We start from the raw sequence: 23,616 nt of genomic DNA, 5'->3' as shown, positions 1-23,616 counted from the left end.
CGGGGGCCGGACCCTTCGGCGTTGCGGCGCGGTCAGATCGGCTGGGGTTCGAAGTCCCAGTAGGGGTTGTGCCGTCTGAGGATGTCGTCGGCGTGCGGATGGTCGGCGCCGAGCAGGGCGGTGAGCCGGTTCTCCGCCTCCGTGCGCAGGTTCTCGGCCTCCTCGCGCTCCCCGAGCTGCGCGAGATCCAGCGCCAGCCCTGCCCTGAGGCTGATCGTCAGGATGTGCGAGTCGCCCAGGACGCGGGCGGACCGGTCGGCGGCCTCCCGCCCCAGGGCGGCCGCGGCATCGGTGTCGCCGACGGTGGCCAGCGCGGCGATCCCGTTCTTGGCGCAGCCTATGGCCCAGGGGTGGTCCTGGCCGACCGCCTGCTCCATCTGGTGCGTGGTGTGCCGGGAAAGTTCCAGTGCCGCCCGCTTCTCGCCCATGTCCCGCATGACGATGGCCACGTTGTCGCGGGCTCCGATCGCATACGGATGGCCGTCACCGAGCTGGGAGGCGTATTGCGCGGCGGTGGACTCGGCGAGCTCCCGGGCCTCCGTGCCCAGCCCCATCTGGCGCAGCAGCATGGCGTAGTCGCAGGAGACCATGAGCGTCTCCGGATGCAGCATGCCCCATCGGCGCAGCAGCTTCTCCCGGACCCCGCGCATCATGGCGTGGGCGAACTGCAGGTCCCCCACGCGCCGGGAGCACAGGGCCAGATTGTGCTCGGCGCGGACGGTCTGGCTGTGGTTGCGGTCGAGGATCTGGCTGTGGACACGGGAGTTGTGACCCTGGATCTGCAGTGCCTCGCGGTACTGGCCGAGCAGCCTCAGCATCCAGGCGGTGTGCAGGGCCGAGTTGAGCGTGGCCGCGTTCTTGCCGCCGAGGAGTTCGACCCGGGCCTCGAAGATCCTCCGGTGCAGGGCGAGCGACTCGGTGTAGCGGCCCTGCAGGCCGATGGCGACGGCGAGGTTGCTGCGGATCGTGAGGGTGCGCGGCACGTTCTCGCCGCCCAGCTCGGCGGCTGCGCTCGCGGCGGCCTCCTCGAACAGGGTGCGTGCCTCGGTGTACCGGCCGAGCGCCATGAGCGTTCCGCCGAGTCCGTCCTTGGCGCGGATCAGCTCGATGGGCCGGGTGTCACCGGCTTCGATCAGCCGCCTCAGGTTCTCCCGGCCGACCTCCTCCGCCTCTCTGTAGCGGCCGGTCCTGCGCAGCATGTTGGCGAGCTGGTGGACGGCGACGAGCACCGAGCGGTCGGTGTCGCCGAAGGCCTCGCGCCAGTTCTGCACGACCTGCCGGCTCAGCGACCAGCCCTCGTGGTACTCGCCGCGCATCCGCAGGTACTCGATGCAGTTGAGGACGAGTTCGCGGACGTCGTCGTCGGCCGAGCGCAGCGCCCCGGAGGGCTCCAGGTGCGGTATGAGCTCGGCATACCGGGACCAGTTGCCCGCCGAGGAGGAGTCGCGCGGGTCGGCGGAGACCAGGACCTTGCGGGCCGCGGCCGAGTAGTACGCGATGTCGTCGGGTGACTGGATGGAGCGTACGAAACGGTGGAAGAGCCGGTGCATACGGAGCGTGCTGACGGTCTGGGTGTCCAGGCGCGGGCTCTGCTCGTACTCGATCCGCATGGAGGTGATCTCGGACAGCTTGCGCAGCGCGCTGTTCCAGCTGCTGGGCTCCGCGACCAACTCGGCCAGGTCGGGCGGCAGATCGCCGTGGCGGGCGGTCTGCAGCAGCCGTACCGGCACCACGTCGGGCGAGAAGCACGCGAGCAGGTTGAGCAGCTTCCAGGCGGGCTCGAAACCCTCGCGCAGCGTGTTGACGAGCTTCGCCCAGGCCACCTCGAAGCGCGGGTATCCGCCGGAGTGCACCACTCCGAACCGGTCCGGCCTGCCCTCGCCGATGTCACGTATGTAGTCGCCCACGGAGGCGGTCGGGGTCTGGTCCAGCCAGGCGGCCATCTGGTCGAGCAGCAGCGGCATGTCCTCGACGGCCTCCGCGAGCCGTTCCGCCTCGTCGTCGGTGAGGCGATCGGCCCGGCGCCGGACGAACGCGACGCTCTCCCGGCGTTCGAAGGCCGGCACGGTGATCGTCTCGGTGTGGGCTCCCCACTCCGTGCGGTGGGTGGTGACGAGGACGTGCCCGTGCCCCTCCGGCACGATGTCGAGCAGTCGCTCGGGCTCGCCGGTCGCTCCGTCCAGGACGAGCAGCCAGGGGCGTGCGGTGCTGTCGAGTTCGCGCCGTACGGCCTTGATCGTCGCCGACAGGTCGCCGCCGTCCGGCACGCCGAGCCGCGGGGCGAGTTCGGCGAACTGCTGGCGGGCGGTGATGCGTTGGGCTGCGGTGACCCACCAGACGATGTCGTACTCGCCGGCGAAGCGGTGCACGTACTCCAGTGCCAGCTGGGTCTTGCCGAACCCCCCGGGGCCGAGCAGGGCCACGGCGGCGCCGTCCCGGCCGGCCGCGGAGAAGGTGCCGTAGACCTTCTCCAGGAGTTCGGCACGGCCGATGAAGCGGCGGTTGCGGCGCGGTGCCTGCCACACCTCGGGCGGGTCGTCGGGGAAGCGGGGGCCGCGGGAGAGGGCGACGAGGGTGCCGGGGGCCGGGATGCCCGCACACTCCAGGACGCGGCTGCGGGCCACCTCCGGCCTGAGGCCGCGCAGTTCGACGGGGGCCAGGGCGATGACGGCCTCCGGCATGGGCTGTGCGGTGATGCTCACCGCGGCGATCCGGTCCCGGTGCGCCGGCAGCACCTGCCGCAGGACGTCGGCCCAGGCCTCGAACCTGCCGTGCCCGAGCCGTTCGTACCAGTCGTCGATGACGAGGAGGATGCGGCCGGGCGCGCTCAGCAGGTCGGTCAGCGAATCGGGGGTCGGTGGACGGCGCAGCGGATTCCAGCGCACCAGCGTGGTGGCGCGCCCGGCGGCCCGGATCTGGTGGTCGATCCATTTGGCCCAGGACTCGCTCTGTCCGGCGAAGACCACCGTGACGTGGCCGAGCTCTGCCGCCATCTCTCAGTTCCCCTCGACCGACCCTGGCCACAACTGTGCACAGGCTATTCGATTGTGCGTCAAAAAGGTTCCGGGGATGAAGAGTTGAGGCCCGCCTTGTCTCATGCGGATCCTCGAGCGGTCCGGTTCAGCCGGTGCGCGACATGGCGGATGAGCCGTTCCAGGTCCGCGCAGTACACGCTGGGGTGCAGAAACCCGCTGCCGGGTGCGTAGCGGTGCACATAGTTGCCACCGCCGCACACCCTGCCCACCGGGCACCCACGGCACTCGTCCGCCAGTCCCCGCTCGCCCAGCTGCCGGGCGGCGACTCCGGGATGACGCAGCGCCTCGTCGAAGCTGTGCCGGAAGACGTCGAGGCCCGTCCGCGAAGCGCCCGCGTACGCCGACCGCAGCGAGTCCACCTGGTCGATGGAGCCGTCGGTCTCCACGACGACGGCGGCCAGCGGGGACAGCCCCACCGCCTCGGCCCCGCTCGGCGCCCCCAGCAGCAGGGCGGCGATCTCCTGGAAGAGCCGCACCCGCGTACGCAGCCGGTTCTCGTCCCACCAGGCGTCGAAGACGGCCGCGAGCCAGTCACCGTAGGGCGTGGCGCGCGGGCGGTGCCGGCCGGGCGAGACCGGGGCGAGGCCCGGTGGCGGGTGGGCCCAGTTGGCGTGCGGGAGCAGGAAGTCGACGCCGGGCGGCCCCAGTTCGAGCAGCGAGCGGTACACGTCGAGCGGGTCCGCCCCGAGGTCGATCGTGCAGAGGATTCCGGCGTACGTCTCCGGGCGCGCCGTCAGTCGCTGCGCCGCTGCTCTGGCAGCCGGCCAGGCGGGACGGCCGGCGCGGTCCACACGACGGGCGTTGTGACCGGCACGCCCGCCGTCGAGGCTGAGCCCGACCCGGATGCCCGCGGCGGCCAGCCGTTCCAGGGCGGCGGCGGTGAGGCGGGTGCCGTTGGACTGGACGGTGGCGGTGACGTCGCAGTCCGCGGGGACGGCCTGCCGTACCGCGCGGGCGTAGGCGAGGACGGGGTCCGGGCCGGTGAGCAGCGGTTCACCGCCGTGGAGTTCGATGCGGATGCGGTCAAGGCGGTGGGCGCGTACGTGTTCGGCGATGCGGTGCGCGGTGCGCAGCATCGTGGTGTCGGGGGTACGGGCCGGGCGGTCGCGCCAACTGTGGTCGGGGCCCTGGTACAGGTAGCAGTACGAGCAGTCGAGGTTGCAGCGGCCGTGGACCTTCAGCACGAACTGGTGGAAGGGGGTGGGCCGATGGGCCGCCGTGTCGAGTTCGTCGTAGGGCCAGCGCGGGTGTGTGGTCATGGGGCGTCTTCGTAACGGGCGACGACGACGGGTTCCGCTTCCCTGGCGCGGAGTTCGGCGAGGATGGCGGCGAGAACCGGGTGGTCGGTGTGGTCCGGGCGGGGGATGTCGGGCAGGGGTACGGGGGTGTCCTGGGGCGGTGCGGTCACTCGGGGGCCGTTTCGGGGTTCAGGCGGGCGAGGGCGGCCCTGACGTCCCTGGAGAGCTCGGGATCGGTGGTGTGCCGGAGGGCCTCGGCATAGTCGCTCACGGCCTCCCGGGGAGAGCCGAGCAACTCCCGTGCGCCGCCACGATTCATCAGCGCGCGGGCCATCAGCTCGCCCTCGCCGGCTTCCCGGGCCTCGTCGACGCCCTGTGCGTAGTGGTTGGCCGCCTTGTAGAGGTCACCGACCTCGCCCGTACGGTCGTGCAGGGCCGAGCACACGTTGCCCCGCTCCAGCCAGCACAGTGCGAGGAAGCCATGTGCCTCCGGATCGGCACCGCGCACGGCCTCACCCAGTATCCAGTCCGCTTCGTAGAGATCGGACAAGACCCCGTAACGCAGGTAACGCCTCCAGTGGGCGAGCGCCAACTGCCGCTGCCTCGACGGCAGCCGGGGATCGCCGGACGTCGTCTCCTCGACGGCGGTGCGCAGCAGGTGCACGGCCCGGTTCACGTCCTCGGCGGATCCCGTGGACTCGCCCCGTCTGAGCAGGTCCACGCCGAAGTCCGTCAGTACCTCGTGGCGCCGCGCATCGTCCTCGCCGAGCAGTAGCTCGGCCGCCGTCCACTCCTCGACGACACGGTCCAGATGGGCGGGGTCCCCGGTCCGCTCGAAGCGGTCCCGGTAGACCCGCGCGGCCCACAGATGGCAGTCGAGCAGCAGTTCCTCGTCGTCACCGGCGGCCTCCAGGGCCTGGTCCACGGCCGACTGGACCAGCCGGCGCTCCCGGTGGTCGTCGCGCGGCGGCTGGAGGATCTCGGCGGCCGACGCCACGGTCAGCCAGATGCGACAGCGTTCGGCGGAGGGCAGCACGGTCTGGTCACGGACCGCGACCAGCAGGTCCTCCACCGCGTGCTCGGCAGCGGCCGATGCGCGCTTGGGGCGGGGCCGTACGGTGATCGGGCCCGCCCCCGCGTGCTGCTGTGCCACTTCGAACCACAAGGCGCCCCGCAGTGCGTAGGCGCCCTCCGGCTGTGGGAACCGGATGCGGGTCCCGGCCGCCTCGATGGCCCGGTTCAGATGCGCGAGGTACCACTGCTGGGGATCCGGCACCGGGAGGGAGCCATCCTGGTCCTCCGTCCGCGGCACGGAGCCCGCGACGGCCCGCCGGACGTGCACCAGCGCCTCGGCGGCGATCCGCCTGCGGTCGAGCGCGGCCGGGGTGGGCTCCGCGTCGTCCAGGACCGCGGTGAGGTCCCGGTCGGCCAGGTAGAGCAGGACGGCCTGCGCCCGCTCCGTACCGTGCCGCGCACGTCCGGCCCACTCGCGCAGGCTGTCGGGGATCCCGGAGAACCCGAGACCCACCCGGGTCGTCTCGCGCCACTGCAACCAGCAGACCGTCCCCCGGATGAGATGCGCCCGCATGGTCACCGGCCCGTCACCGACCGCCTCCCACGCGTCCCGCAGGTCGTCCCCCACCCCTCGCACCCGCCACCGGGCCAGGAGCGCGTTGGCCAGCTCCTCGGCCGCCGATGTCCACTCCCTTTCCGTTCGTGCGGCCGCCAGCGCCTGCCGCAGGTACTCGACCGCGGCGTCGAGTTCCCGGGTGAACCCCTGTGTCTCGTACCGCCCGATCGCCTCCCTCCCCTTGCTGAGCAGTTCCCGGGCGTTCGGGGCGAGCGGCGTCGACACCGGCACCGGCACCGCCGGGATGCGCGCGCCGAGGTCGCGGAGCACGTCGGCCGACACCTCCGCGAACGCCCGCAGCCCGGCCGGCTCGTGCGCGTCCGTGCGGGGGTCCGCCACGGGTGCCAGGCCCGGTTCGACGGCCCCGCGCAGGAATGCGCCCGCCAGTGCGGGGAAGTTGCGCACGCTGCGGCCGAACTTCCGCTCCACATAGTCGGAGAGGTGCTTGAACAGCAGCTCGGCCTCGTCGACCGCCAGCCGTTCCCGCAGCCGGGGCGCCACCCCCGGCAGGAATTCGTAGCGCACCGCCTGCGGGTCGTCCGCGTCGTCACGGCGCCGTACCAGACCGCCGAGCAGCACCTCGGAGAGCACCTCGGGGCCGGTTCCGGCGAGCATCGCGTGCTGCACCAGCTGCATCACGGGCAGGTACAGCGGCACCGCGGACAGGTGCACGGCCAGCCTGCGGGCCTCCCGGGACGCGTTGCGCCAGAACGCCCGGACGCGTTCCTCGGCGCTCAGGTCCTGGGCCGCCCGCACCGGCGCGGTGGACGCCGCGTGATCGGCGCGCACCCAGCCCGCGGCGGCCGTCAGGGACTGCCCGCGGGCCCCCGCCAGCAGCCGGGCCCAGCCCTCCACGGAGCCGCGCCGCAGGGCCAGCACGGGGATCGGTGTCGCGGCCCGGTCGACATGCCCCTTGTCGGGCGTGAACTCCAGCGTCCCGGCGGGCCCTTCGCGCCGGTGCAGCACCCCGCGCCGGGCCGGCAGATGGGTGCGCAGCCACATGCGCTGCGGCAGCGGCTGTACGACGGCCACCGGCGCGGTCGCGGCCCAGCGGTGCAGCAGCCGCTGCATCCGCCCGCTGCGCCACATGGGGCCCGCGCAGTCGCTGAGCACCAGGGTCAACCGGCGACCGGTCGGGTCGCTGAGCTGCTCCGGGGCGTGCAGCGGACCGGTGCGCTCGGGGCCGACGGCGAGCCCGGGCAGGCCTGCGTCCGTCTCGTGGAGGTACTGCGTCTGGACCTCACGGAAGGCGCCGGCGCGCTCGCAGACCTGGCGCAGCTCGTCGAGCACCTGCTGCCACACCGCCATGGAGGTCGACACGTCCATCACGAGCAGCAGACGTGCCTCACGGCGGCGATCGGCCCGCAGCACGGGCAGCACGAGCCCGGACTCGGCGGCCCGTTCGGCGGTGGCCCGCTCGTCCAGCTCCCTCGGTACGGGGCGTACGGGTGCGCGGTACCGCTGCAGGGGGCGTAACGCCCGTTGCAGTGCGAGGGGTTCGGGCAGCGCGGGGGCGGCGGGCACCCGGACCGGCGTCATACGGACCGCCGCCCCCTCGTCTCCCGCTCCCGGCGCGAACAGCGCCGCCCTGTCCTGCTGCCCGCTCTCGGCGGGGGGCGCGACGGCCTCGGAAGGCGCTACCGAGATGCCGGTGGTGTCGGGCGGCCCCCCTTCGGGCGCGGTCGTCAAGTCCGGTGTTCCGCCGGTGGCTCGAGGGGCGGCTCCGCTCGGCCCGGGCAGCCAGCGGGCCAGCCACAGGGCGTCGGCGAGCTCCTCGACCCCGGGTGGGATGCCCGCCTCGCGCAGCCGCGCGACCAGCGCCGTGAGCTCGGGGCTCACCTCGCCGGGCGACGGATCCGGGGCTCGGGCCGGCATCGCTACCTGGGCCCCTGGTCCAGGGGCCGCATCAGCAACTGCGAGATCTCCTCGCGGCCGATCGCGTCCCGGGCCGCGTGCTGGGTGAGGAAGATGGCGTTGAGCAGCTGATCGGTGGGGCGCATCGCCCCGTCCGCCTCCGCCTCGGTGAACTGCTCGACGATGTCGCGGTTGTCGTCGTACGCGCTCTGCCCGAAGTGGGCCTGGACGAGCGCGGCGAGGCGCTGGTCGCGGGGTGCCCTCAGGTCGAGGGGAATGCACCGGCGCAGCAGCGGGGCGGGGAAGTCGCGCTCGCGGTTGCTGGTCATGACGACGAACGGGAAGGCCCGGCACCGCACCTGACCGCCCGTCACCTCGACCCGGCGCCCGTCGTCGGTGAGCACCTTCACCACCGGTGTCCGGTCGGAGATCCGCTCCAGCTCGGGGATGGGGAACTTCCCCTCCTCCAGGACGTTGAGGAGGTCGTTCGGCAGGTCGATGTCGCTCTTGTCCAGCTCGTCGATGAGCAGCACCCGGGGCCGTTCGGCGGCGAGCAGCGCGGTGCCGAGGGGACCGAGCCTGATGTAGCGGCCGATGTCCTCGGAGACCGGCGCACCCGTGTCGGAGGTGCGCTCGAGCTGTGCGTCCTGCAGCCGGCCGATGGCGTCGTACGTGTAGAGCCCGTCCCTCAGTTCACTGCGGCTGACGATCGGCCACTCCAGGACCCGGCCGAGGCCGAGTTCGTGCGCGACGGAGTGCGCGAGCGTGGACTTGCCGACGCCCGGCTCACCGGTGACGAGGAGGGGTCGCCTCAGGTACAGGGCCGCGTTGACGAGTTCCAGGGTCTCGGTGTCCTGGATGGGCAGCAGAACGGTGCGCTCGCCGAGCCTGCGGCGCGTCGAGGAGTCGAGGTCCGGGACCTCGTACGGGACGGGCGGGGCGTCGAACGCCCGCCACGGCGGTGGGACCGGCAGCCGGCCGATCTTGTCCGGATCCTGCTCCCCGGTGCCCTCGTAGACGAACCACTGGCTCATGGTGTGCTCCTCGCCGACGGTCGGTGGTGTTCCACGGCCTGGCCGGCGGGGGCATGGGGCGCCCACAACGGGCCCCTGGAAATGTACCCAGCCCAGCGCTGTGACACCGCCGGTTTCGGCCAGCCGTCGTATGTGCACCGGATGCCGTTCACAGCGGGGCGTCCAGTGGTCCGGAATCCTCGGCGGGCAGTGGCCGCCGGGGGTCGTCGTAGAGCAGCGCCAGCGGTTCCGCCCAGCGGCTCTCGGCGTGCTGCTCGCTGATCTCCTGCCGTAGCGACCTGAGCCGGTCGGGGAGTTCGGCGAGGGAGCGGAGGGTGCCGAGCAGGGCCCCGGCCCGGACGTGCAGCGTGTCGCACTCGTCCGAGCAGGTGTGGGCGGCCTGGCCGCCGACGCGCCACAGGGCGACGCCGTGGCCGTTCTCCAGAGCGAGCCTCATCGCGTTCCGCCCGGCGCCGCGCCCGGCAGGGCGGCACATGACGGGCACCAGGCCGTGAGCGGCGTTGTGGTAGTCGCGGGGGTTCTGGACGACGCCCCGCACGGGAATGCGCCAGCCTCGGAAACGGGGCTCGGCGGTCATGGCCTGCCAGCGGTCGGTCCAGAGTTTGTCCGGTTCTCCACGGCGCTCGAGGGAGCGCAGTACGACGCCCCGGCGTGCGCCCAGAGCTCCGGGATCGTCCAGTTCGGCGATGTCCTCCAGCCGCCAGCGATGCACCGCGGTGTCGAAGAGGCCCGCCGGCAGGGCGACTTCGAGCGGCACCGGCCGGCCCGCCCGGTCCTTGCGGCGCAGCAGGTCGTTCAGGGGGGCACGCAGTGCCTGCACGAGGTCACAGGGCAGGACCCCGTCCGCCGAGTCGTCCGCCTCGACCAGCTCGGGTTCGCTTCCGGGAGTGCCTTCGTCGAACCAGATCTGCCAGAAGAAGCGGCTGGGATCATCGATCACGGGATCGAGCAGGACGGCGACGGTGGGGCCCTCCCCGGGGCCGGGATAGGGGATCACGATGCGTTCCGGCGCCTTTGCGGGCGAGGGCAGCAGTGCCTGCGGGAGGCTGGCCTCCCGGACGAAGTCGTGCATGGGCCGGTACGGGTGCCTGCGCAGCCGCTTCTCGATCCACTTGCTCAGCTCTTCGCAGTCACCGCCTCGGGAGCGCGTGTACTCCGCCGCGAACCTCAGGTACCGCAGGAATGCGAGCGAGTCGAGCGGATGCGTTCCCTCGTAGAGCAGACCGTGTCCGTCGCGCCAGGTGAGCAGGGCCGGGGTCTCACCCGGCCACCGGTTGTTGCTGCGGGCGCGGGCCGCGAGGATCTCCACGGTGTGCGTGTCGGGCGGCGTGGGCAGGGAGGCGAGCAGGCGCAGCGCCGCACGCCGGTCGTCGGGCGTCCACCGCTCGCCGTCAGCGGCCCGCGGGTCGGCCTGCAGGTCGATCCAGTTGTCCCCGGCCTCGGAAACCGGTTCCTCGCCGTGCCACCGGTCATGGGCGGCCATGACGGTGCGGTACGTCTCCTCCCCGAAGCGGCGCAGGGCTGAGATCGACACCGCCATTCCGCCGTCCTTCTGCACCCGGCGCGACTTGACCACTCCGACGACGGCTCCGCTGCCGGGATCGACCAGCGGCCCGCCCGACATCCCGCCGGGAAACTCGATGTCCGGCTTGATGATCAGTCCGTACGTGTCCTCATGGCCGTTGATCTCGGCGATCACCGGCCGTTCGTGGATGTACGGCGGAGCGGGGTAGGAGCCGTAGACGTGGACGACACCGAAGTGCTGCACGGCCCGGTCCGGCAGCCACATGCACTCGTGGGGATGGTCCTCGGGGTCGCCGGTCAGCCGGACCAGGGCCAGATCCTCCTCCAGCGGGATGCGGGCCCGGCCCGGATCGGTGAGCAGCCACTGCTCCAGCCGGGCCGTGGCGTCGACGCCCACGCCGCGCACCCGGAACTCCCTCTGCCGATCGCCCTTGAGGTTCGCGCTCAGTACGTGCGCGGCGGTGAGGACCCAGCCCGGCGCGACGAAGAACCCGCTGCCCCACGTGGGCCCGTCACCGGCACCGGCGTCCAGGATCTGCACGGTGGCGGCTCTGGCGAGCGCGTCCAGGCGCTCGTTCCTGCCGTTCACTGCGCGGACGGGTCGACGGAGTCGCCTGTCGCGGGTGAGGCGGCGGGCGGGGCCGGTTCGGGCGGGCCGTCGAACTTCCAGGTCAGGGTGACCTCCAGGGACGCCTTGGCCTCCCCGCGGGCGAGTACGGCCACCGCCAGGCCCTCCTTGGCGGTCAGCTCGACCCCGAAGGTGATGGCGGCCTCGGAGGGCCTGGCCGCGCGCGCGGCATCGAGCACGGTGCCGCCGATCCCCTTGATCAGCTCTTCGAGCTGCTCGACCTTGGCGAGGGCGGCTTCGGTGAAGCCGACGTCCTCCTGTTCCCCGTAGGCATCCCCGGCACCGATCCTTGCGGTGACCACCGTGCCGTCAGGCAGTTCGATGTCCTGGATATGACTCATCCCGCTCCCCCGTCGAGCTCGCACCGCCCGGTCAACGGACCAGGGCCGACGTCCACTTGAACTGCGACGAGGCTAATGCGCCGCCCGGTTGCACGCGACCCCGCCTGCCGTACGGATCCGGGCGTGCACGGCACGGAATATCCTGGAGGGGCAGGCCCCAGGCTCGTCCGCATCAGGAGCAAGAGTTGTACTTCACCGACCGAGGCATCGAAGAGCTGGAGAAGCGGCGCGGCGAGGAGGAGGTCACCTTCGAGTGGCTTGCGGAACAACTGCGTACGTTCGTCGATCTCAACCCGGACTTCGAGGTGCCGGTGGAGCGGCTGGCGACATGGCTGGCGCGACTGGACGACGAGGACGACGAGTAGGAGCCGGGGAGTCCGACTGCCTGCCGACTGCCTGCCGGGGCGCCCGCGTGGCGCCCCTTTTCCATGCCCTCGATCTCAGCCAACTCGTGCGACCTGAGCCCCAGGGCCTTCGTGCGCCTGAGTCCCATGGCGCCCGTGTCCGGCGGTCCCAAGGCTTTCGCATCCCACAGAGGCATGGCTGCACGGCCCGCAGTCCCAGGGTTGCGCGGCCCGCGGTCCCGGGGCTCACGCGCGCCTCAGCCTCAGGGAATCCCTGCCCCTGAACCTCGATGCTTCCGGAGCGCGACGCCCCAGGGCTGCACCGCCCACACTCCCAAGGCGCCGCGGCCTGCAGTTCCAGGGGTTCACGTGCGCCTCGATGTCGGGCGTTCGGGTCCTGAGTCCCAGGGCATTCGTGCCCCTGACTCCCTGGGCTTTCGCGGCCCGCTGTTCCAGCTCTCACGTGTGCCTCAATCCCTGGGCCATCCACGTCCCTGAGTCCCAGGGCTTTCGCAGCCCTCGGTCCGAGGGCTGTACGGACCGGCGTCCCAGGGCTGCACGGCCCGCCGCCCCAAGGCGCCGCAATCCGCGGTCCCAGGGCGGGCCTCGCCCTCAGTCCCACGGCCACACCAGGTCGTACGCCAGTCCGACCGCCCCGTGCGCCAGCAGCAGTGCCCCCGCCGCTGTCCAGCCGCCGCTGCGGCGCCGTAGGCCCCAGGCCGTGAGGGGGAGCCCGGCCGCCACCTGGGCCAGGTCCAGGGCGCGTGCCCGGGGCGTTCCCGACCAGGGGGGCGACGGGCCCCGGTGGCGGCTCCCGACGGCGTCGAGTTCCGCGCGTACCGCCTCGCGCCGGCCCGGCCACTCGGCGGGGCGGGCGTCCGGCAGGGCGTGCGCGGCCTCGCGGAGGCGGTCGACGGGCTCGCCCGGGGTGATGCCCTCGGGGAGTGCGACTCCCGCGCGCGTGAGGACCGCGATCAGGGTGCGCAGGCGGGCGCGGGCGTCGGTGCCTGGGTCGGGTTTCGTGAGGGGGTCCAGGTCCCGCACGTCGAGCACCGGGTCCAGGCCCAGGCGGTCGGCGAACGTGCGCATGGCCTCGTCCTCGGCGGCCGGGGTGCCGTTCGCGAGCCAGACGTAGCCGACGGGGCGGCGGAAACCCGAGGCGAGGGTGAAACCGGCGCGGTCGGCGTCCCACCACAGGGCGAGTACGGGCCATGGGGCGCCGACGGCCAGAGCGGTGGCCCAGCCGGTCAGGACGCGGTCGACGGGTTCGCCGTCCAGCCAGGGCCGACCCTCGGGAAGGAGCACGCTCCAGACGTCGCCTGCCGGGGCGAGCAGCATGCGGTCGCGCAGCAGATGGGCGGCAGGGGCGACGGACTCGGGCCGCGCCCGGCACAGGAGCAGGGCACCGACGTTCGACATGCTCACACGCTAGGGCGATTCGACCGCTTTGGTCATTTCCGAGGCCGCGCAGATCACCGGATCGAGTGCCTTGACTTTCACCGGCCGCGATATATCGTGAATTACAGAAGACGCGATATGGCGCGTCGCGACGGGGAGGTCTGCACCATGTCCGAGTGGTCCGTCGGTGAGCCGCGGAAGCTCACCTTCGACAAGCCCGTCCGCGAACTCCACGTACGCATCGTCAACGGCACGGTGAACGTGGTGGGCACGGACGAAGGGCCCGCCCGACTGGAGGTCTCCGAGATCGAGGGACCACCGCTGCTGGTGAGCCAGCAGGACGGCACGCTCACGGTCGCCTACGACGACCTGCCGTGGAAGGGCTTCCTCAAGTGGCTCGACCGCAAGGGATGGCGACGCAGCGCCGTGGTCTCCCTCGCCGTCCCTGCCGACACGCGCGTGGAGGTGGGCGTGGTCGGCGCCGCGGCGGTCATCTCCGGGATCGACGGGCGTACGGAGGTGAAGGGGGTCACCGGGGACACCACCCTGGTGGGACTGACGGGCCCGGTGCGCGCCGACACCGTCTCCGGGAACCTGGAGGCGCAGGCCCTGCGCGGCGACCTCCGTTTCAACTCGGTCTCCGGGGACCTGACCGTGGTCGAGGCGGGCTCCTCGGTCAAGGCGGACTCGGTGAGCGGCTCGATGATCGTCGACCTCGATCCGGCGAGCCGCCCGACGAACATCGTCCTGGCGAACGTCTCCGGCGAGATCGCCATCCGGCTGCCCCACCCGGCGGATGCGGAGGTGGAGGCGAACACGGCGAGCGGAACGGTGTCCAACGCCTTCGAGGACCTGCGGGTCAGCGGCCAGTGGGGGGCCAAGAGGATCACCGGGCGGCTCGGCTCAGGCAGCGGAAGCCTGAAGGCGACGACCGTCTCGGGCTCGATCGCCCTGCTGCGGCGGCCCCCGGCGGAGGACGAGCCGTGGGACGTGGCGCCGGAGGACATCGGCCCCCTGGTCGAGGACGCACCTCCGGCGGGGGCGGAACCGGCCGCGGAGACCGACCCGGCGAGCACCCCGCCGGACGGACCACACAGCGACTCGGGGGACAATTCCGTTTCCGGCCAGGACGACGGCTCGACCGCTGACTCGACCGACGCCCCTGCCGACGGCACGACCGACAAGAAGGTGCTCTGACATGCCTCCCGTCTTCGCCCACGGCCGCCTCCGCCTCTATCTGCTGAAGCTCCTGGACGAGGCCCCGCGCCACGGCTACGAGGTGATCCGCCTCCTCGAGGAGCGCTTCCAGGGGCTGTACGCACCGTCGGCGGGCACCGTCTACCCCCGCCTGGCCAAGCTGGAGGCCGAGGGCCTGGTCACCCACACCACCGAGGGGGGCCGCAAGGTGTACGCGATCACGGACGCCGGCCGCGCGGAACTGGCCGACCGCAGCGGCGAGCTGGCCGACCTGGAGCTGGAGATCCGCGAGTCGGTCGCGGAACTGGCCGCCGAGATCCGGGCCGATGTGCGCGGCGCGGCGGGCGATCTGCGGCGCGAGATGCGGGCCGCCGCCACGGAGGCCCGGCGGGGCACCGGCGGCAAGGGGCGCGGCGAAGGGGACGGCTCCCTCGGCGACTTCGGGGAGTACGGCGACAAGGAGTCCTGGCGTGCCGCGAAGGAGGAGATGCGGCGCGTCAAGCAGGAGTGGAAGGAGCAGGCCCGGCGCGCCAAGGACGAGAGCCGCAGGGCCCGCGAGGAGGCCCAGCGGGCCCGGCGCCAGGCCAAGGAGGCGCAGGAGCAGGCACGGGCCCAGGCCCAGGAGGAGCTGCAGCGCATCGCCAAGCGGGTGCAGGAGCAGGTGCAGGACCACTTCGCGCGGGGCGACTGGCCGACGGGGGTGCGCGAGGGCCTGACCGAACTGGCCAAGGAGTTCGGGGACTTCGGGAAGGACTTCGGCAGGGAGTTCGGAAAGGACCTCGGGTTCGGACGGGCGGGCACCGGCACCTCGGCACCGCGGCCGGAGTACTCGCACACCAAGGAGGACTTCCCTGCGGAGTACGAACCGTCGTGGGCGCACGAGGCCAGCACCGGAGACCCGTCCCGCGACCTCGACCGCCTGCTGGACCGCTTCCGGGACGACATCCGTGACGCGGCCCGGGACCACGGCGTCACGGACGAACAGCTCCGCGACGCCCGCCGCCATCTGTCGACGGCGGCGGCCCACATCGGAGCGATACTGCGCGCGCCGAGGGTGTAGCGGCCGGCGGGCCGCTTGCCGCGAAGGCGGAGGCGAAGGCAGTCGTCAGGTGCACTGCCAGAGGAAGCGGCCCTCCTTGCCGTCCGGGGAGACGAAGGCGTAACCGACGCCCGCGTCGCCGAAGTTGACGTCGAAGGGCAGCCTCCCGGAGTCGAGCTGGACCACCAGTTGCCATCCGTCGCCGGGCGTCTCGTCGCCCTGGAGCCAGTGCGGTTCGACACCGGGCCCGCCGAGGAACTGCCAGGGCCTGCGGTCCTCGCCCTCGTCCTCGTCCTCGTTGGAATGCTCACCGGAGTGCTCGCCGGAGTCGACGTGCCGCGGCAGATGGTCGGCACCCGCGCTCGGCCCCTCCGCCCGTTGCTCGACGGTCACGAAGTCCGGGACGTGGCCGCCGGGTTGGATCACCAGGGCATTCTCCCCGCCCTCCGGCTCCCAGGTGCCGTCGACGTACTCGCCCTCGTCCCCGGTCATGAACAGACAGGCGAGCCGGCCGCCCTCCAGGGCGAACTGACCCAGGAACTGCATCGGCCGGCCCGTCTCGCGCGACAGCGGCCACTGCGGCTCCTCCAGCCACACGGGCTGCCCGCCCACCTTGGTCACCGCCTCACGCACGGCCCCGTCCGCGGGAACGAACTCGAGCGGCACGGGCTCGGACACGGTCATGAAAGCTCCTTCGAAGGACCAGGCCAACCTCGGCAGACCCCACCCTAGGACCCACCACGGACACCCCCGGCCCGGCACACCCGCCCTCCGACCCCGTCACATGCGCCCGGTCACCCGGCCTTCGCCTCACCGCCCCCGCCGAACAGCACCCGTGTGAGCGACTCGTATGTGACCCCGCGGTCGGCGAGGATCTCGGCGGGGACGCCGGGACGGACGGTCAGCGCCAGGAGGATGTGCTCGTCGCCGATGTGCCGGTCGCCGTGGGCGCCGGCGGTGCGCAGCGATGTCTCGAGGATCCGCTTGGCACCCCGGCCGAAGCCGCGGCGCCCCGACCACCAGCCCTTGCCCCTGCGGTCGGCGGACATCGCGCCGACGCCGTGCACCGCCTCGACCCGGGCGACGATCTCCGGCACGTCGATCCCCAGCCCGGCGAGAGCGTCGGCCTCGGACCGGGACAGCCCGGCCCGCCGACGGGCCTCGGCCACCGCCTCCCGTATCGACTCCCTGCCTTCAACGGCCACCCCGAGGGAGGTGAGCGCGAACGAGGCACGGCTGCCCTCGCGGTCGAGCAGCGCGAGCAGTATGTGCTCGGCCTCGACGGACGGCGCCCCCGCCCGCTCCGCGTGCTCGACCGCCGCCTGCACCACCCCGCGGGCGTCCTTGGTGAACCGCTCGAACATCAATGCCTCCCGTACTTCTTGTGCACGGCCTGCCTGCTGACTCCGAGTTCCGCGGCGATCTCCTGCCACGACCAGCCCTGATTGCGCGCACTGCGCACCTGCACCGCCTCCAGCTGCTCCAGCAGCCTGCGCAGTGCGGCGACGGCACGCAGTCCGACCCGTGGATCGCGGTCGCCCGCGCGCTCGGCGAGATCCGTTGCTTCGGTCATGATGTCAACTTACGTTGACACGCCCATCTCGTCAACCCTGGTTGACAAATGCCGACGGCCGGCCCGAAGCCGGGCCGGCCGTCCCACGCGCGGATACGAGACGTCAGTCGTTGGTGAGCACGATCTTCCCGAACTGCTCGCCGGAAGCCATCCGTTCGAAGCCCTCCCGCGCCCGGTCCATCGGCAGCATCTCGTCGATGACCGGACGTACCCCGGTGGCGGCGCAGAAGGAGAGCAGGTCCTCCAGCTCGTCCTTGGTGCCCATCGTGGAGCCGACGACCTTGAGTTCGAGGAAGAAGATGCGGGTCAGCTCGGCGTGCGAGGGCCGGTCACCGCTCGTCGCGCCCGAGATGACCAGCGTGCCGCCGGGCTTCAGCGACTTCACCGAGTGCGACCAGGTGGCGGCGCCGACGGTCTCGATGACGGCGTCGACCCGCTGCGGCAGCCGCGCCCCCGACTCCAGCGCCTCGACGGCACCCAGTTCCACGGCCCGCTTCCGCTTGGCCTCGTCCCGGCTGGTGGCGAAGACCCGCAGCCCCGCCGCCTTCCCGAGCACGATCGCGGCCGTCGCGACCCCGCCGCCGGCGCCCTGCACGAGGACCGAATCGCCGGGACGTACGCCCGCGTTGGTGAACAGCATGCGGTACGCCGTCAGCCAGGCCGTCGGCAGACAGGCGGCCTCCGCGAAGGAGAGCTCCTTGGGCTTGGGCAGGATGTTCCAGGTCGGAACGGCCACCTGCTCGGCGAACGTGCCCTGGTAGTGCTCGGTGAGGATGGAACGGGGCTCCCTGGGGCCGACCCCGTGACCGCTCTGTCCGATCACGGAGTGCAGGACGACCTCGTTGCCGTCCTCGTCGACACCGGCGGCGTCGCAGCCGAGGATCATCGGCAGTTTGTCCTCGGACAGGCCCACGCCCCTCAGGGACCAGAGGTCGTGGTGGTTGAGGGAGGCGGCCCTGACGTCGACGACACTCCAGCCGGGCCGGGCCTCAGGAGCGGGCCGGTCCCCCAACTCGAGGCCGTTCAGTGGCTGGTCACGGTCGATTCGGGCGGCGTAGACGGCGAACATGACCTTGACGATAGGCGGCGGCTCGGGCCGACGGAACCACGAGGACCTGTGACACACGCCCTCTTGTCACAGGCGACATGCTGATGCTGGTCAGCACGCCCAGCCAGTCCGGCGTTTGAGGACGAGGCCTTTCGGGCCGAAGGGAGTCCGGGGGCACAGCCCCCAGGGCCACAAGCCCCCACCGCCCCCACCCGCCGAGGGCGAACCCCACCCACGGCAGACGTCCACCGCTTCGCCCACCCGAACGGGTGCACGGGTGGGCGAAGAAATGGCCCCGCCCAACCGGGCGGGGCCATCAATGCCGACGGCACGTCAGCGCCGGGCCACACCCTCCGCACGGGCTGCCGCCGCAACAGCCGCCGTGACGGCCGGAGCAACCCGCTCATCGAACGGCGACGGAATCACATAGTCCGCGGCGAGGTCGTCCCCGACGACCCCCGCCAGCGCCTCGGCAGCCGCGATCTTCATCCCCTCGGTGATCCGAGAGGCACGAACCTGCAGCGCACCCGCGAAGATGCCCGGGAACGCCAGCACGTTGTTGATCTGGTTCGGGAAGTCCGACCGCCCGGTCGCCACGACGGCCGCGTACTTGTGCGCGACGTCGGGGTGCACCTCGGGGTTCGGGTTGGCCATGGCGAACACGAACGCGCCCTCGGCCATCGAGGCGATGGCCTCCTCCGCGACCGTACCGCCGGAGACGCCGATGAAGACGTCCGCACCCTCCAGGGCCGCCTCCAGCGACCCGGTGATGCCGGCCTTGTTGGTGAAGGAGGCGAGCTCCCGCTTGACGTCCGTCAGGTCGTCCCGGTCGGCCGACACGATGCCCTTGCGGTCGGCCACCGCGACATCCCCGATACCTGCCTCGACCAGCATCTTGGCGATGGCGACACCGGCCGCGCCGGCACCCGAGATCACGGCCCGCAGGTCCCCGACGGCCCGCCCGCTCAGCCGCGCGGCGTTCCTGAGGGCCGCCAGCGTCACGACCGCCGTACCGTGCTGGTCGTCGTGGAAGACCGGGATGTCCAGCCGCTCCTGCAGCTTCCGCTCGATCTCGAAGCACCGCGGCGCCGAGATGTCCTCCAGGTTGACGCCACCGAAGGACGGCGCGAGCCGCACCACGGTCTCGACGATCTCGTCGACACCGGTGCAGTCGAGCGCGATCGGCACGGCGTCGACGCCGCCGAACTGCTTGAACAGAATCGCCTTGCCTTCCATCACCGGAAGGGAGGCCTCGGGGCCGATGTCCCCGAGTCCGAGCACGGCCGTGCCGTCGGTGACCACGGCCACCACGGACGACTTCCACGTGTAGTCGTGGACGAGTTCCGGCTGCTCGGCGATGGCGCTGCACACCTTCGCAACGCCGGGCGTGTACGCCAGGGACAGGTCGTCCTTGTCACGGACCGGCACGGTGGCCTGCACGGCCATCTTGCCGCCGCGGTGCAGCGCGAACGCCGGATCGAAGGAATCGAGGGGCTCGGCCCCGCCGTCCTGATCCGTACTGCTGTCGCTGCGAGGATTGACGATCTCCGCTGCCACTTTGTTTTACCCCTTAAGTCTTCATTGGTTGAGGGTGGCCACTCCTGGTGAGGGGTGGGCGGGCACCGCGTCAGTCCCGGTCGGTGTTGCGTACGGGTCCTGCGCGACGGGCGCGCCGCACACGCGCCCTGAGCCCCGGATGAGGGGTGTAAAGAACCTTCTTACCGGACGCACCGGGCCGACGACGAGTCCAATAAGGGCAAGGTCACATCGCGGAACCCGAAGGTCACATCTCGGCCACAAGATTCGTCCCGAAATATAGGGACACGCCCTCGACGAATTCCTGACGGGTCCTGGACCGGCGTCCGAACAGTGATCAACGCCTCGGAGTGCAGGTCCGCATCCCGAGATGCGTCGAAGATCTTCCGGCCGGAGGGCCGGGTTTCCGCAGATGGTCCGGCCATGTTGTACCGGCCTGGTGCGGTTCGGGGGTCGCCCGTTATCCGATTTTGACATGACGGGTCCCCTGATCGGCTTAGTCCGAATGGCAAGATGCCGTAAACCCACGAGGTCGCGACACCCGAAGGTGTGTGTTCTCGTCGACCCATCGGCAACTCCACCCATCCGCCGGAGGAACCCAAGATGACCGCAAGCTCCACCCGTCGTACGACCGCCGCACGCACCCGTCTGGCAGCGGTCGGTGCGACCGCGGTCGCAGGCGCGCTGATCCTCACCGGCTGCGGTGACCACACGGACAAGGGCAGCAGCAACAGCTCGGGGACGTCCTCGTCCTCGGCCCCCCTCGCCTCCAAGCTGCCTGCCGACATCCGCAAGGCAGGCGTCATCAAGGTGGGCTCGGACATCGCCTACCCGCCGGTCGAGTTCGTCCAGAACGGCAACACCGTCGGCATCGACCCGGACATCGCGGACGCCCTCGGCAAGCAGCTCGGCGTGAAGTTCGAGTTCCAGAACGGCAAGTTCGACAACCTGATCGTGGGCCTGCAGGCCAACCGCTTCCAGGTGATCATGTCGGCGATGAGTGACACCAAGGACCGCCAGAACGGCATCAACTCCGACAACGGCCAGAAGGTCGGCAACGGTGTCGACTTCGTCGACTACTTCACCGCCGGTACCTCGATCCTGGTGCAGAAGGGCAACCCGAAGGGCATCAAGTCGCTCGACGACCTGTGTGGCAAGGTCGTGGCCCTGCAGAAGGGCACCACCTCCGAGGGCATCGCCAAGACGCAGAGCAAGAAGTGCACCAAGGACGGCAAGAAGGCCATCGACCTGCAGACCTTCGACACCGACCCCGAGGCGCTGCTCCGTCTGAAGCAGGGCGCCTCCGTCGCCGACCTGAACGACTTCCCGGTGGCGGCCTACAACGCGAAGACCTCCGGCGGCGGCAAGGACTTCGAGGTCACCGGCGACCAGATCGAGGCGGGTCCGTACGGCATCGCCGTCAGCAAGACCAACACGCAGCTGCGCGACGCCCTCGAGGCCGCGATGAGCGCGATCATCAAGAACGGCGACTACACCAAGATCCTGCAGAAGTGGAACGTCACGGACGGCGCGGTGACCGAAGCGAAGATCAACGGCGGCTCCTGAGCCACGCGCAGCACTGAAAGGCAGTCACCGTGACTGACACTCTCGACAAGGCTCCGGCGGCCGTGCCGCCGGAGCAGATCAAGGCCATCCCGGTGCGCCACTACGGGCGCTGGGTGGCCGGCGCCCTGGTCATCGCGGTCCTGGTGCTGATCGGCATCGCCTTCTCCAACGCGAAGATCAACTACAGCATCATCCCGGACTACCTGTTCGACAAGGGCATCGTGAGCGGTGCCTGGACGACGCTGTACATATCCGTGCTGGCCATGGTGCTGGGTGTCGCCCTCGGCATCGTCCTCGCCGTGATGCGGCTGTCCTCGAACCCGGTCACCAGCACCGTGGCCTGGTTCTACATCTGGTTCTTCCGCGGTACCCCGGTCCTGGTGCAGCTGCTGCTCTGGTACAACATCTCGCTCGTCTTCCCCGTCCTGAACCTGGGGTTCTACAAGGACGAGATGAACCAGGTGATGACACCGGTCCTGACGGCCCTGCTGGGGCTCGGCCTGAACGAGGCCGCGTACATGTCGGAGATCGTCCGGGCCGGCATCCAGTCGGTCGACGAGGGCCAGACGGAGGCCTCGCACGCCCTGGGCATGACCCACGGCCAGACGCTGCGGCGGGTGATCCTCCCGCAGGCCATGCGGGTCATCGTCCCGCCGACCGGCAACGAGTTCATCAACATGCTGAAGACCTCCTCGCTGGCGTACGCGGTCCAGCTGCCCGAGCTGATCAAGAAGGCCACGGACATCTCCAGCACCTCGCTGGCGGTCGTGGAGATGTACTTCGTGGCCTGCATCTGGTACCTCTTCCTGACCACGATCTTCAGCATCGTGCAGTACTACGTCGAACGCCGTTACGCCCGCGGTTCGACCCGCACCCTGCCGGCGACGCCGTTGCAGAAGGTCAGAGCGCACGTGACCAAGATGAACTTGTTCTCCCTCTCCAACTGGCGGCGATGACCCATGACCCCAATGGTGAAAGCAGAGGGCGTACACAAGTCCTTCGGTCTCGCGCACATCCTCAAGGGCATCGACCTGGAGGTGAACCCGCGCGAGGTGTTCTGCCTGATCGGCCCGTCCGGTTCCGGCAAGTCCACGTTCCTGCGGTGCATCAACCACCTGGAGAAGATCAGCGCCGGCCGACTGTACGTCGACGGTCAGCTGGTCGGCTACCGGCAGAGCGGCGACAAGCTCTACGAGCTGAAGGAGAAGGAGGTCGCCGCGCAGCGGCGGGACATCGGCATGGTGTTCCAGCGCTTCAACCTCTTCCCGCACATGACGGCGCTGGAGAACGTCATGGAGGCGCCGGTCCAGGTCAAGCGCGAGTCGAAGGCGGTCGCCCGGGAGCGCGCGCAGCGGCTGCTGGACCGTGTGGGCCTCGGCGACAAGACCGGCCACTACCCCTCCCAGCTCTCCGGCGGTCAGCAGCAGCGCGTCGCCATCGCCCGGGCACTGGCGATGGAGCCCAAGCTGATGCTCTTCGACGAGCCGACCTCGGCCCTCGACCCGGAGCTGGTCGGCGAGGTCCTGGACGTGATGCGGGACCTCGCGGAGGACGGCATGACCATGATCGTCGTCACCCACGAGATGGGCTTCGCCCGCGAGGTCGGTGACTCGCTCGTCTTCATGGACGACGGCGTGGTGGTCGAGTCCGGCCACCCGCGCGAGGTGCTGACGAACCCGCAGCACGAGCGCACGAAGTCGTTCCTGTCGAAGGTGCTCTAGCGGTACGACGGGAAAGGGGCGGTACGGGAATCCGGTACCGCCCCTTTTCAGTTCCGGCCCGCCGACGTCACTTCAGCGCCAGCAGCAGCGTGTCGGCCGGCGAACACCACACCGCCCGGGCCTCCCCGAACCCCTTCTCCTTGAGCACGCGCGCGTGCCACTGCGGCGAGGGCATGTCGCCGTCCGCGTGGTCGCCGTAGATCTCGAAGCGGCGGGCGGTCGGGCCGGCGAGGGCGGGGTCCTTGGCAGCGAGCTGCCACCACTGGACCCAGTCGAGGGCGCCGTCCCGCGTGGCCTGATCCATGCGGGCGTGGCGCAGGCCGCGCTCGGCCGCGTTGATCCGGGGCGTGGTCTCGTCGATCATGTGGTCGGCGTTCATGAAGACGCCGCCGTGGCGGACCAGCCCGGCGATCCGGCCGTACAGGGCCGCGAGGGGGGCGCTGTGCAGCCAGTGGAGGGCGGTGGCGGTGAGCACCGCGTCGTACGTCTCGTACGGCAGCCGCGCCGGCCAGTCGGGGTCCTTGAGGTCGGCCTCGACGAAGGTGACCCGGTCGGCGCCCTCGAAGGTGCCGCGGGCGATGGCGAGGAGCGCGGGGTCGAGGTCGATGCCGGTGCTGGTGGCGCCCGGGAAGCGGGCGAGCAGCCGGGCCGTGATGCTGCCGGTGCCACAGGCGAGATCGAGGACGCGCGGTTCGGTCCCGACGCAGGCCTCGACCATGTCGAGCATGATGCGGAACCGCTCCTCGCGGTCCGGCATGTACCACTCCTGCTGGCGGTCCCAGCTCTTCTGCCAGGCCTGCCAGTCGGTCCCCGTCGTTCCGGTTCCGGTTGCCGTGGTTCCCGTCATGGAATCCCTCTCCCCTCACCCGCGTAATACCCTGGAAGTACAGGCAGTCGTTACCTCTTCGCA

20 protein-coding genes are annotated in these 23,616 nt (G+C 71.2%); 6 read left to right on the top strand and 14 right to left on the bottom strand.

Features of this window, described 5'->3' with window-relative positions; genetic code table 11:
• Positions 1 to 32: 32 nt before the first annotated feature.
• From fxsT to ACIBW9_RS22450, 7 genes are all read right to left on the bottom strand, one after another.
• Entirely contained in the window at positions 33 to 2,993 is a 2,961-nt protein-coding gene (gene fxsT / locus ACIBW9_RS22480; protein ID WP_398957585.1) for an FxSxx-COOH system tetratricopeptide repeat protein, read from the bottom strand.
• 101 nt (positions 2,994 to 3,094) lie between these two features.
• The gene (locus tag ACIBW9_RS22475) at positions 3,095 to 4,294 is read right to left on the bottom strand and encodes an FxsB family cyclophane-forming radical SAM/SPASM peptide maturase (protein ID WP_398957583.1); all 1,200 of its coding nucleotides are present in this window, start codon (positions 4,292 to 4,294) and stop codon (positions 3,095 to 3,097) included.
• Positions 4,291 to 4,443: a hypothetical protein gene (locus ACIBW9_RS22470; RefSeq protein WP_398957581.1), complete on the bottom strand. Its 153-nt coding sequence runs from the start codon at positions 4,441 to 4,443 to the stop codon at positions 4,291 to 4,293. The genes ACIBW9_RS22475 and ACIBW9_RS22470 overlap by 4 nt, the downstream gene beginning before the upstream one ends.
• On the bottom strand, positions 4,440 to 7,778 hold the full coding sequence (locus ACIBW9_RS22465; protein ID WP_398957579.1) for an SAV_2336 N-terminal domain-related protein: 3,339 nt from the start codon (positions 7,776 to 7,778) through the stop codon (positions 4,440 to 4,442). Before ACIBW9_RS22465 ends, ACIBW9_RS22470 begins: the two co-directional genes overlap by 4 nt.
• A gap of 2 nt (positions 7,779 to 7,780) precedes the next feature.
• The gene (locus tag ACIBW9_RS22460) at positions 7,781 to 8,791 is read right to left on the bottom strand and encodes an AAA family ATPase (RefSeq protein WP_398957577.1); all 1,011 of its coding nucleotides are present in this window, start codon (positions 8,789 to 8,791) and stop codon (positions 7,781 to 7,783) included.
• 148 nt (positions 8,792 to 8,939) lie between these two features.
• Entirely contained in the window at positions 8,940 to 10,904 is a 1,965-nt protein-coding gene (locus tag ACIBW9_RS22455) for a trypsin-like peptidase domain-containing protein (protein WP_398957575.1), read from the bottom strand.
• Entirely contained in the window at positions 10,901 to 11,284 is a 384-nt protein-coding gene (locus tag ACIBW9_RS22450; protein ID WP_398957573.1) for a CU044_2847 family protein, read from the bottom strand. Before ACIBW9_RS22450 ends, ACIBW9_RS22455 begins: the two co-directional genes overlap by 4 nt.
• Before the next feature lie 185 nt (positions 11,285 to 11,469).
• Here ACIBW9_RS22450 and ACIBW9_RS22445 point away from each other — a divergent pair, with 185 nt between their 5' ends.
• Positions 11,470 to 11,649 carry a DUF6104 family protein gene (locus tag ACIBW9_RS22445; protein WP_003992906.1) on the top strand — a complete coding sequence of 60 codons (180 nt, stop codon included), beginning with the start codon at positions 11,470 to 11,472 and terminating at the stop codon, positions 11,647 to 11,649.
• Positions 11,650 to 12,240: 591 nt separating this feature from the next.
• Here the strand turns inward: ACIBW9_RS22445 and ACIBW9_RS22440 are convergent.
• On the bottom strand, positions 12,241 to 13,047 hold the full coding sequence (locus tag ACIBW9_RS22440; RefSeq protein WP_398957571.1) for a hypothetical protein: 807 nt from the start codon (positions 13,045 to 13,047) through the stop codon (positions 12,241 to 12,243).
• A gap of 147 nt (positions 13,048 to 13,194) precedes the next feature.
• Here ACIBW9_RS22440 and ACIBW9_RS22435 point away from each other — a divergent pair, with 147 nt between their 5' ends.
• Positions 13,195 to 14,223, top strand: a complete 1,029-nt coding sequence (locus tag ACIBW9_RS22435) for a DUF4097 family beta strand repeat-containing protein (protein WP_398957569.1) — start codon at positions 13,195 to 13,197, stop codon at positions 14,221 to 14,223.
• A 1-nt stretch (position 14,224) separates the two neighbouring features.
• Positions 14,225 to 15,283, top strand: coding sequence for a PadR family transcriptional regulator (locus ACIBW9_RS22430; RefSeq protein ID WP_398957567.1), 1,059 nt, complete (start codon positions 14,225 to 14,227; stop codon positions 15,281 to 15,283).
• Between the two features lie 45 nt (positions 15,284 to 15,328).
• Here ACIBW9_RS22430 and ACIBW9_RS22425 read toward each other — a convergent pair whose 3' ends face one another.
• The 5 genes from ACIBW9_RS22425 to ACIBW9_RS22405 form a co-directional block, all read right to left on the bottom strand.
• The gene (locus ACIBW9_RS22425) at positions 15,329 to 15,946 is read right to left on the bottom strand and encodes a hypothetical protein (RefSeq protein ID WP_398957565.1); all 618 of its coding nucleotides are present in this window, start codon (positions 15,944 to 15,946) and stop codon (positions 15,329 to 15,331) included.
• Positions 15,947 to 16,056: 110 nt separating this feature from the next.
• Entirely contained in the window at positions 16,057 to 16,626 is a 570-nt protein-coding gene (locus tag ACIBW9_RS22420; protein ID WP_398957563.1) for a Clp protease N-terminal domain-containing protein, read from the bottom strand.
• Positions 16,626 to 16,835, bottom strand: a complete 210-nt coding sequence (locus tag ACIBW9_RS22415) for a helix-turn-helix domain-containing protein (RefSeq protein ID WP_016437953.1) — start codon at positions 16,833 to 16,835, stop codon at positions 16,626 to 16,628. Before ACIBW9_RS22415 ends, ACIBW9_RS22420 begins: the two co-directional genes overlap by 1 nt.
• Before the next feature lie 103 nt (positions 16,836 to 16,938).
• Complete coding sequence (locus ACIBW9_RS22410) at positions 16,939 to 17,904, bottom strand: zinc-binding dehydrogenase (protein ID WP_115905962.1); 966 nt, start codon at positions 17,902 to 17,904, stop codon at positions 16,939 to 16,941.
• Between the two features lie 312 nt (positions 17,905 to 18,216).
• Positions 18,217 to 19,440, bottom strand: coding sequence for an NADP-dependent malic enzyme (locus ACIBW9_RS22405; protein ID WP_398957560.1), 1,224 nt, complete (start codon positions 19,438 to 19,440; stop codon positions 18,217 to 18,219).
• A 582-nt stretch (positions 19,441 to 20,022) separates the two neighbouring features.
• Here ACIBW9_RS22405 and ACIBW9_RS22400 point away from each other — a divergent pair.
• From ACIBW9_RS22400 to ACIBW9_RS22390, 3 genes are read left to right on the top strand one after another with little or no spacing between them, the layout of a single operon-like run.
• Entirely contained in the window at positions 20,023 to 20,985 is a 963-nt protein-coding gene (locus ACIBW9_RS22400) for an ABC transporter substrate-binding protein (protein ID WP_398957558.1), read from the top strand.
• Between the two features lie 29 nt (positions 20,986 to 21,014).
• Positions 21,015 to 21,941: an amino acid ABC transporter permease gene (locus tag ACIBW9_RS22395; RefSeq protein ID WP_398957556.1), complete on the top strand. Its 927-nt coding sequence runs from the start codon at positions 21,015 to 21,017 to the stop codon at positions 21,939 to 21,941.
• Positions 21,942 to 21,944: 3 nt separating this feature from the next.
• Positions 21,945 to 22,706, top strand: a complete 762-nt coding sequence (locus ACIBW9_RS22390) for an amino acid ABC transporter ATP-binding protein (RefSeq protein ID WP_398957553.1) — start codon at positions 21,945 to 21,947, stop codon at positions 22,704 to 22,706.
• Between the two features lie 67 nt (positions 22,707 to 22,773).
• On the opposite strand, the gene ACIBW9_RS22385 is transcribed toward ACIBW9_RS22390, so the two are convergent.
• Complete coding sequence (locus tag ACIBW9_RS22385; RefSeq protein WP_398957551.1) at positions 22,774 to 23,553, bottom strand: class I SAM-dependent methyltransferase; 780 nt, start codon at positions 23,551 to 23,553, stop codon at positions 22,774 to 22,776.
• Between the last annotated feature and the right edge of the window lie 63 nt (positions 23,554 to 23,616).

Source organism: Streptomyces sp. NPDC049541 (assembly GCF_044465725.1).
GTDB lineage: Bacteria > Actinomycetota > Actinomycetes > Streptomycetales > Streptomycetaceae > Streptomyces.
The sequence above is the reverse complement of the archived record's forward strand: the minus strand, read 5'-3'. Positions and strand labels throughout refer to the sequence as shown.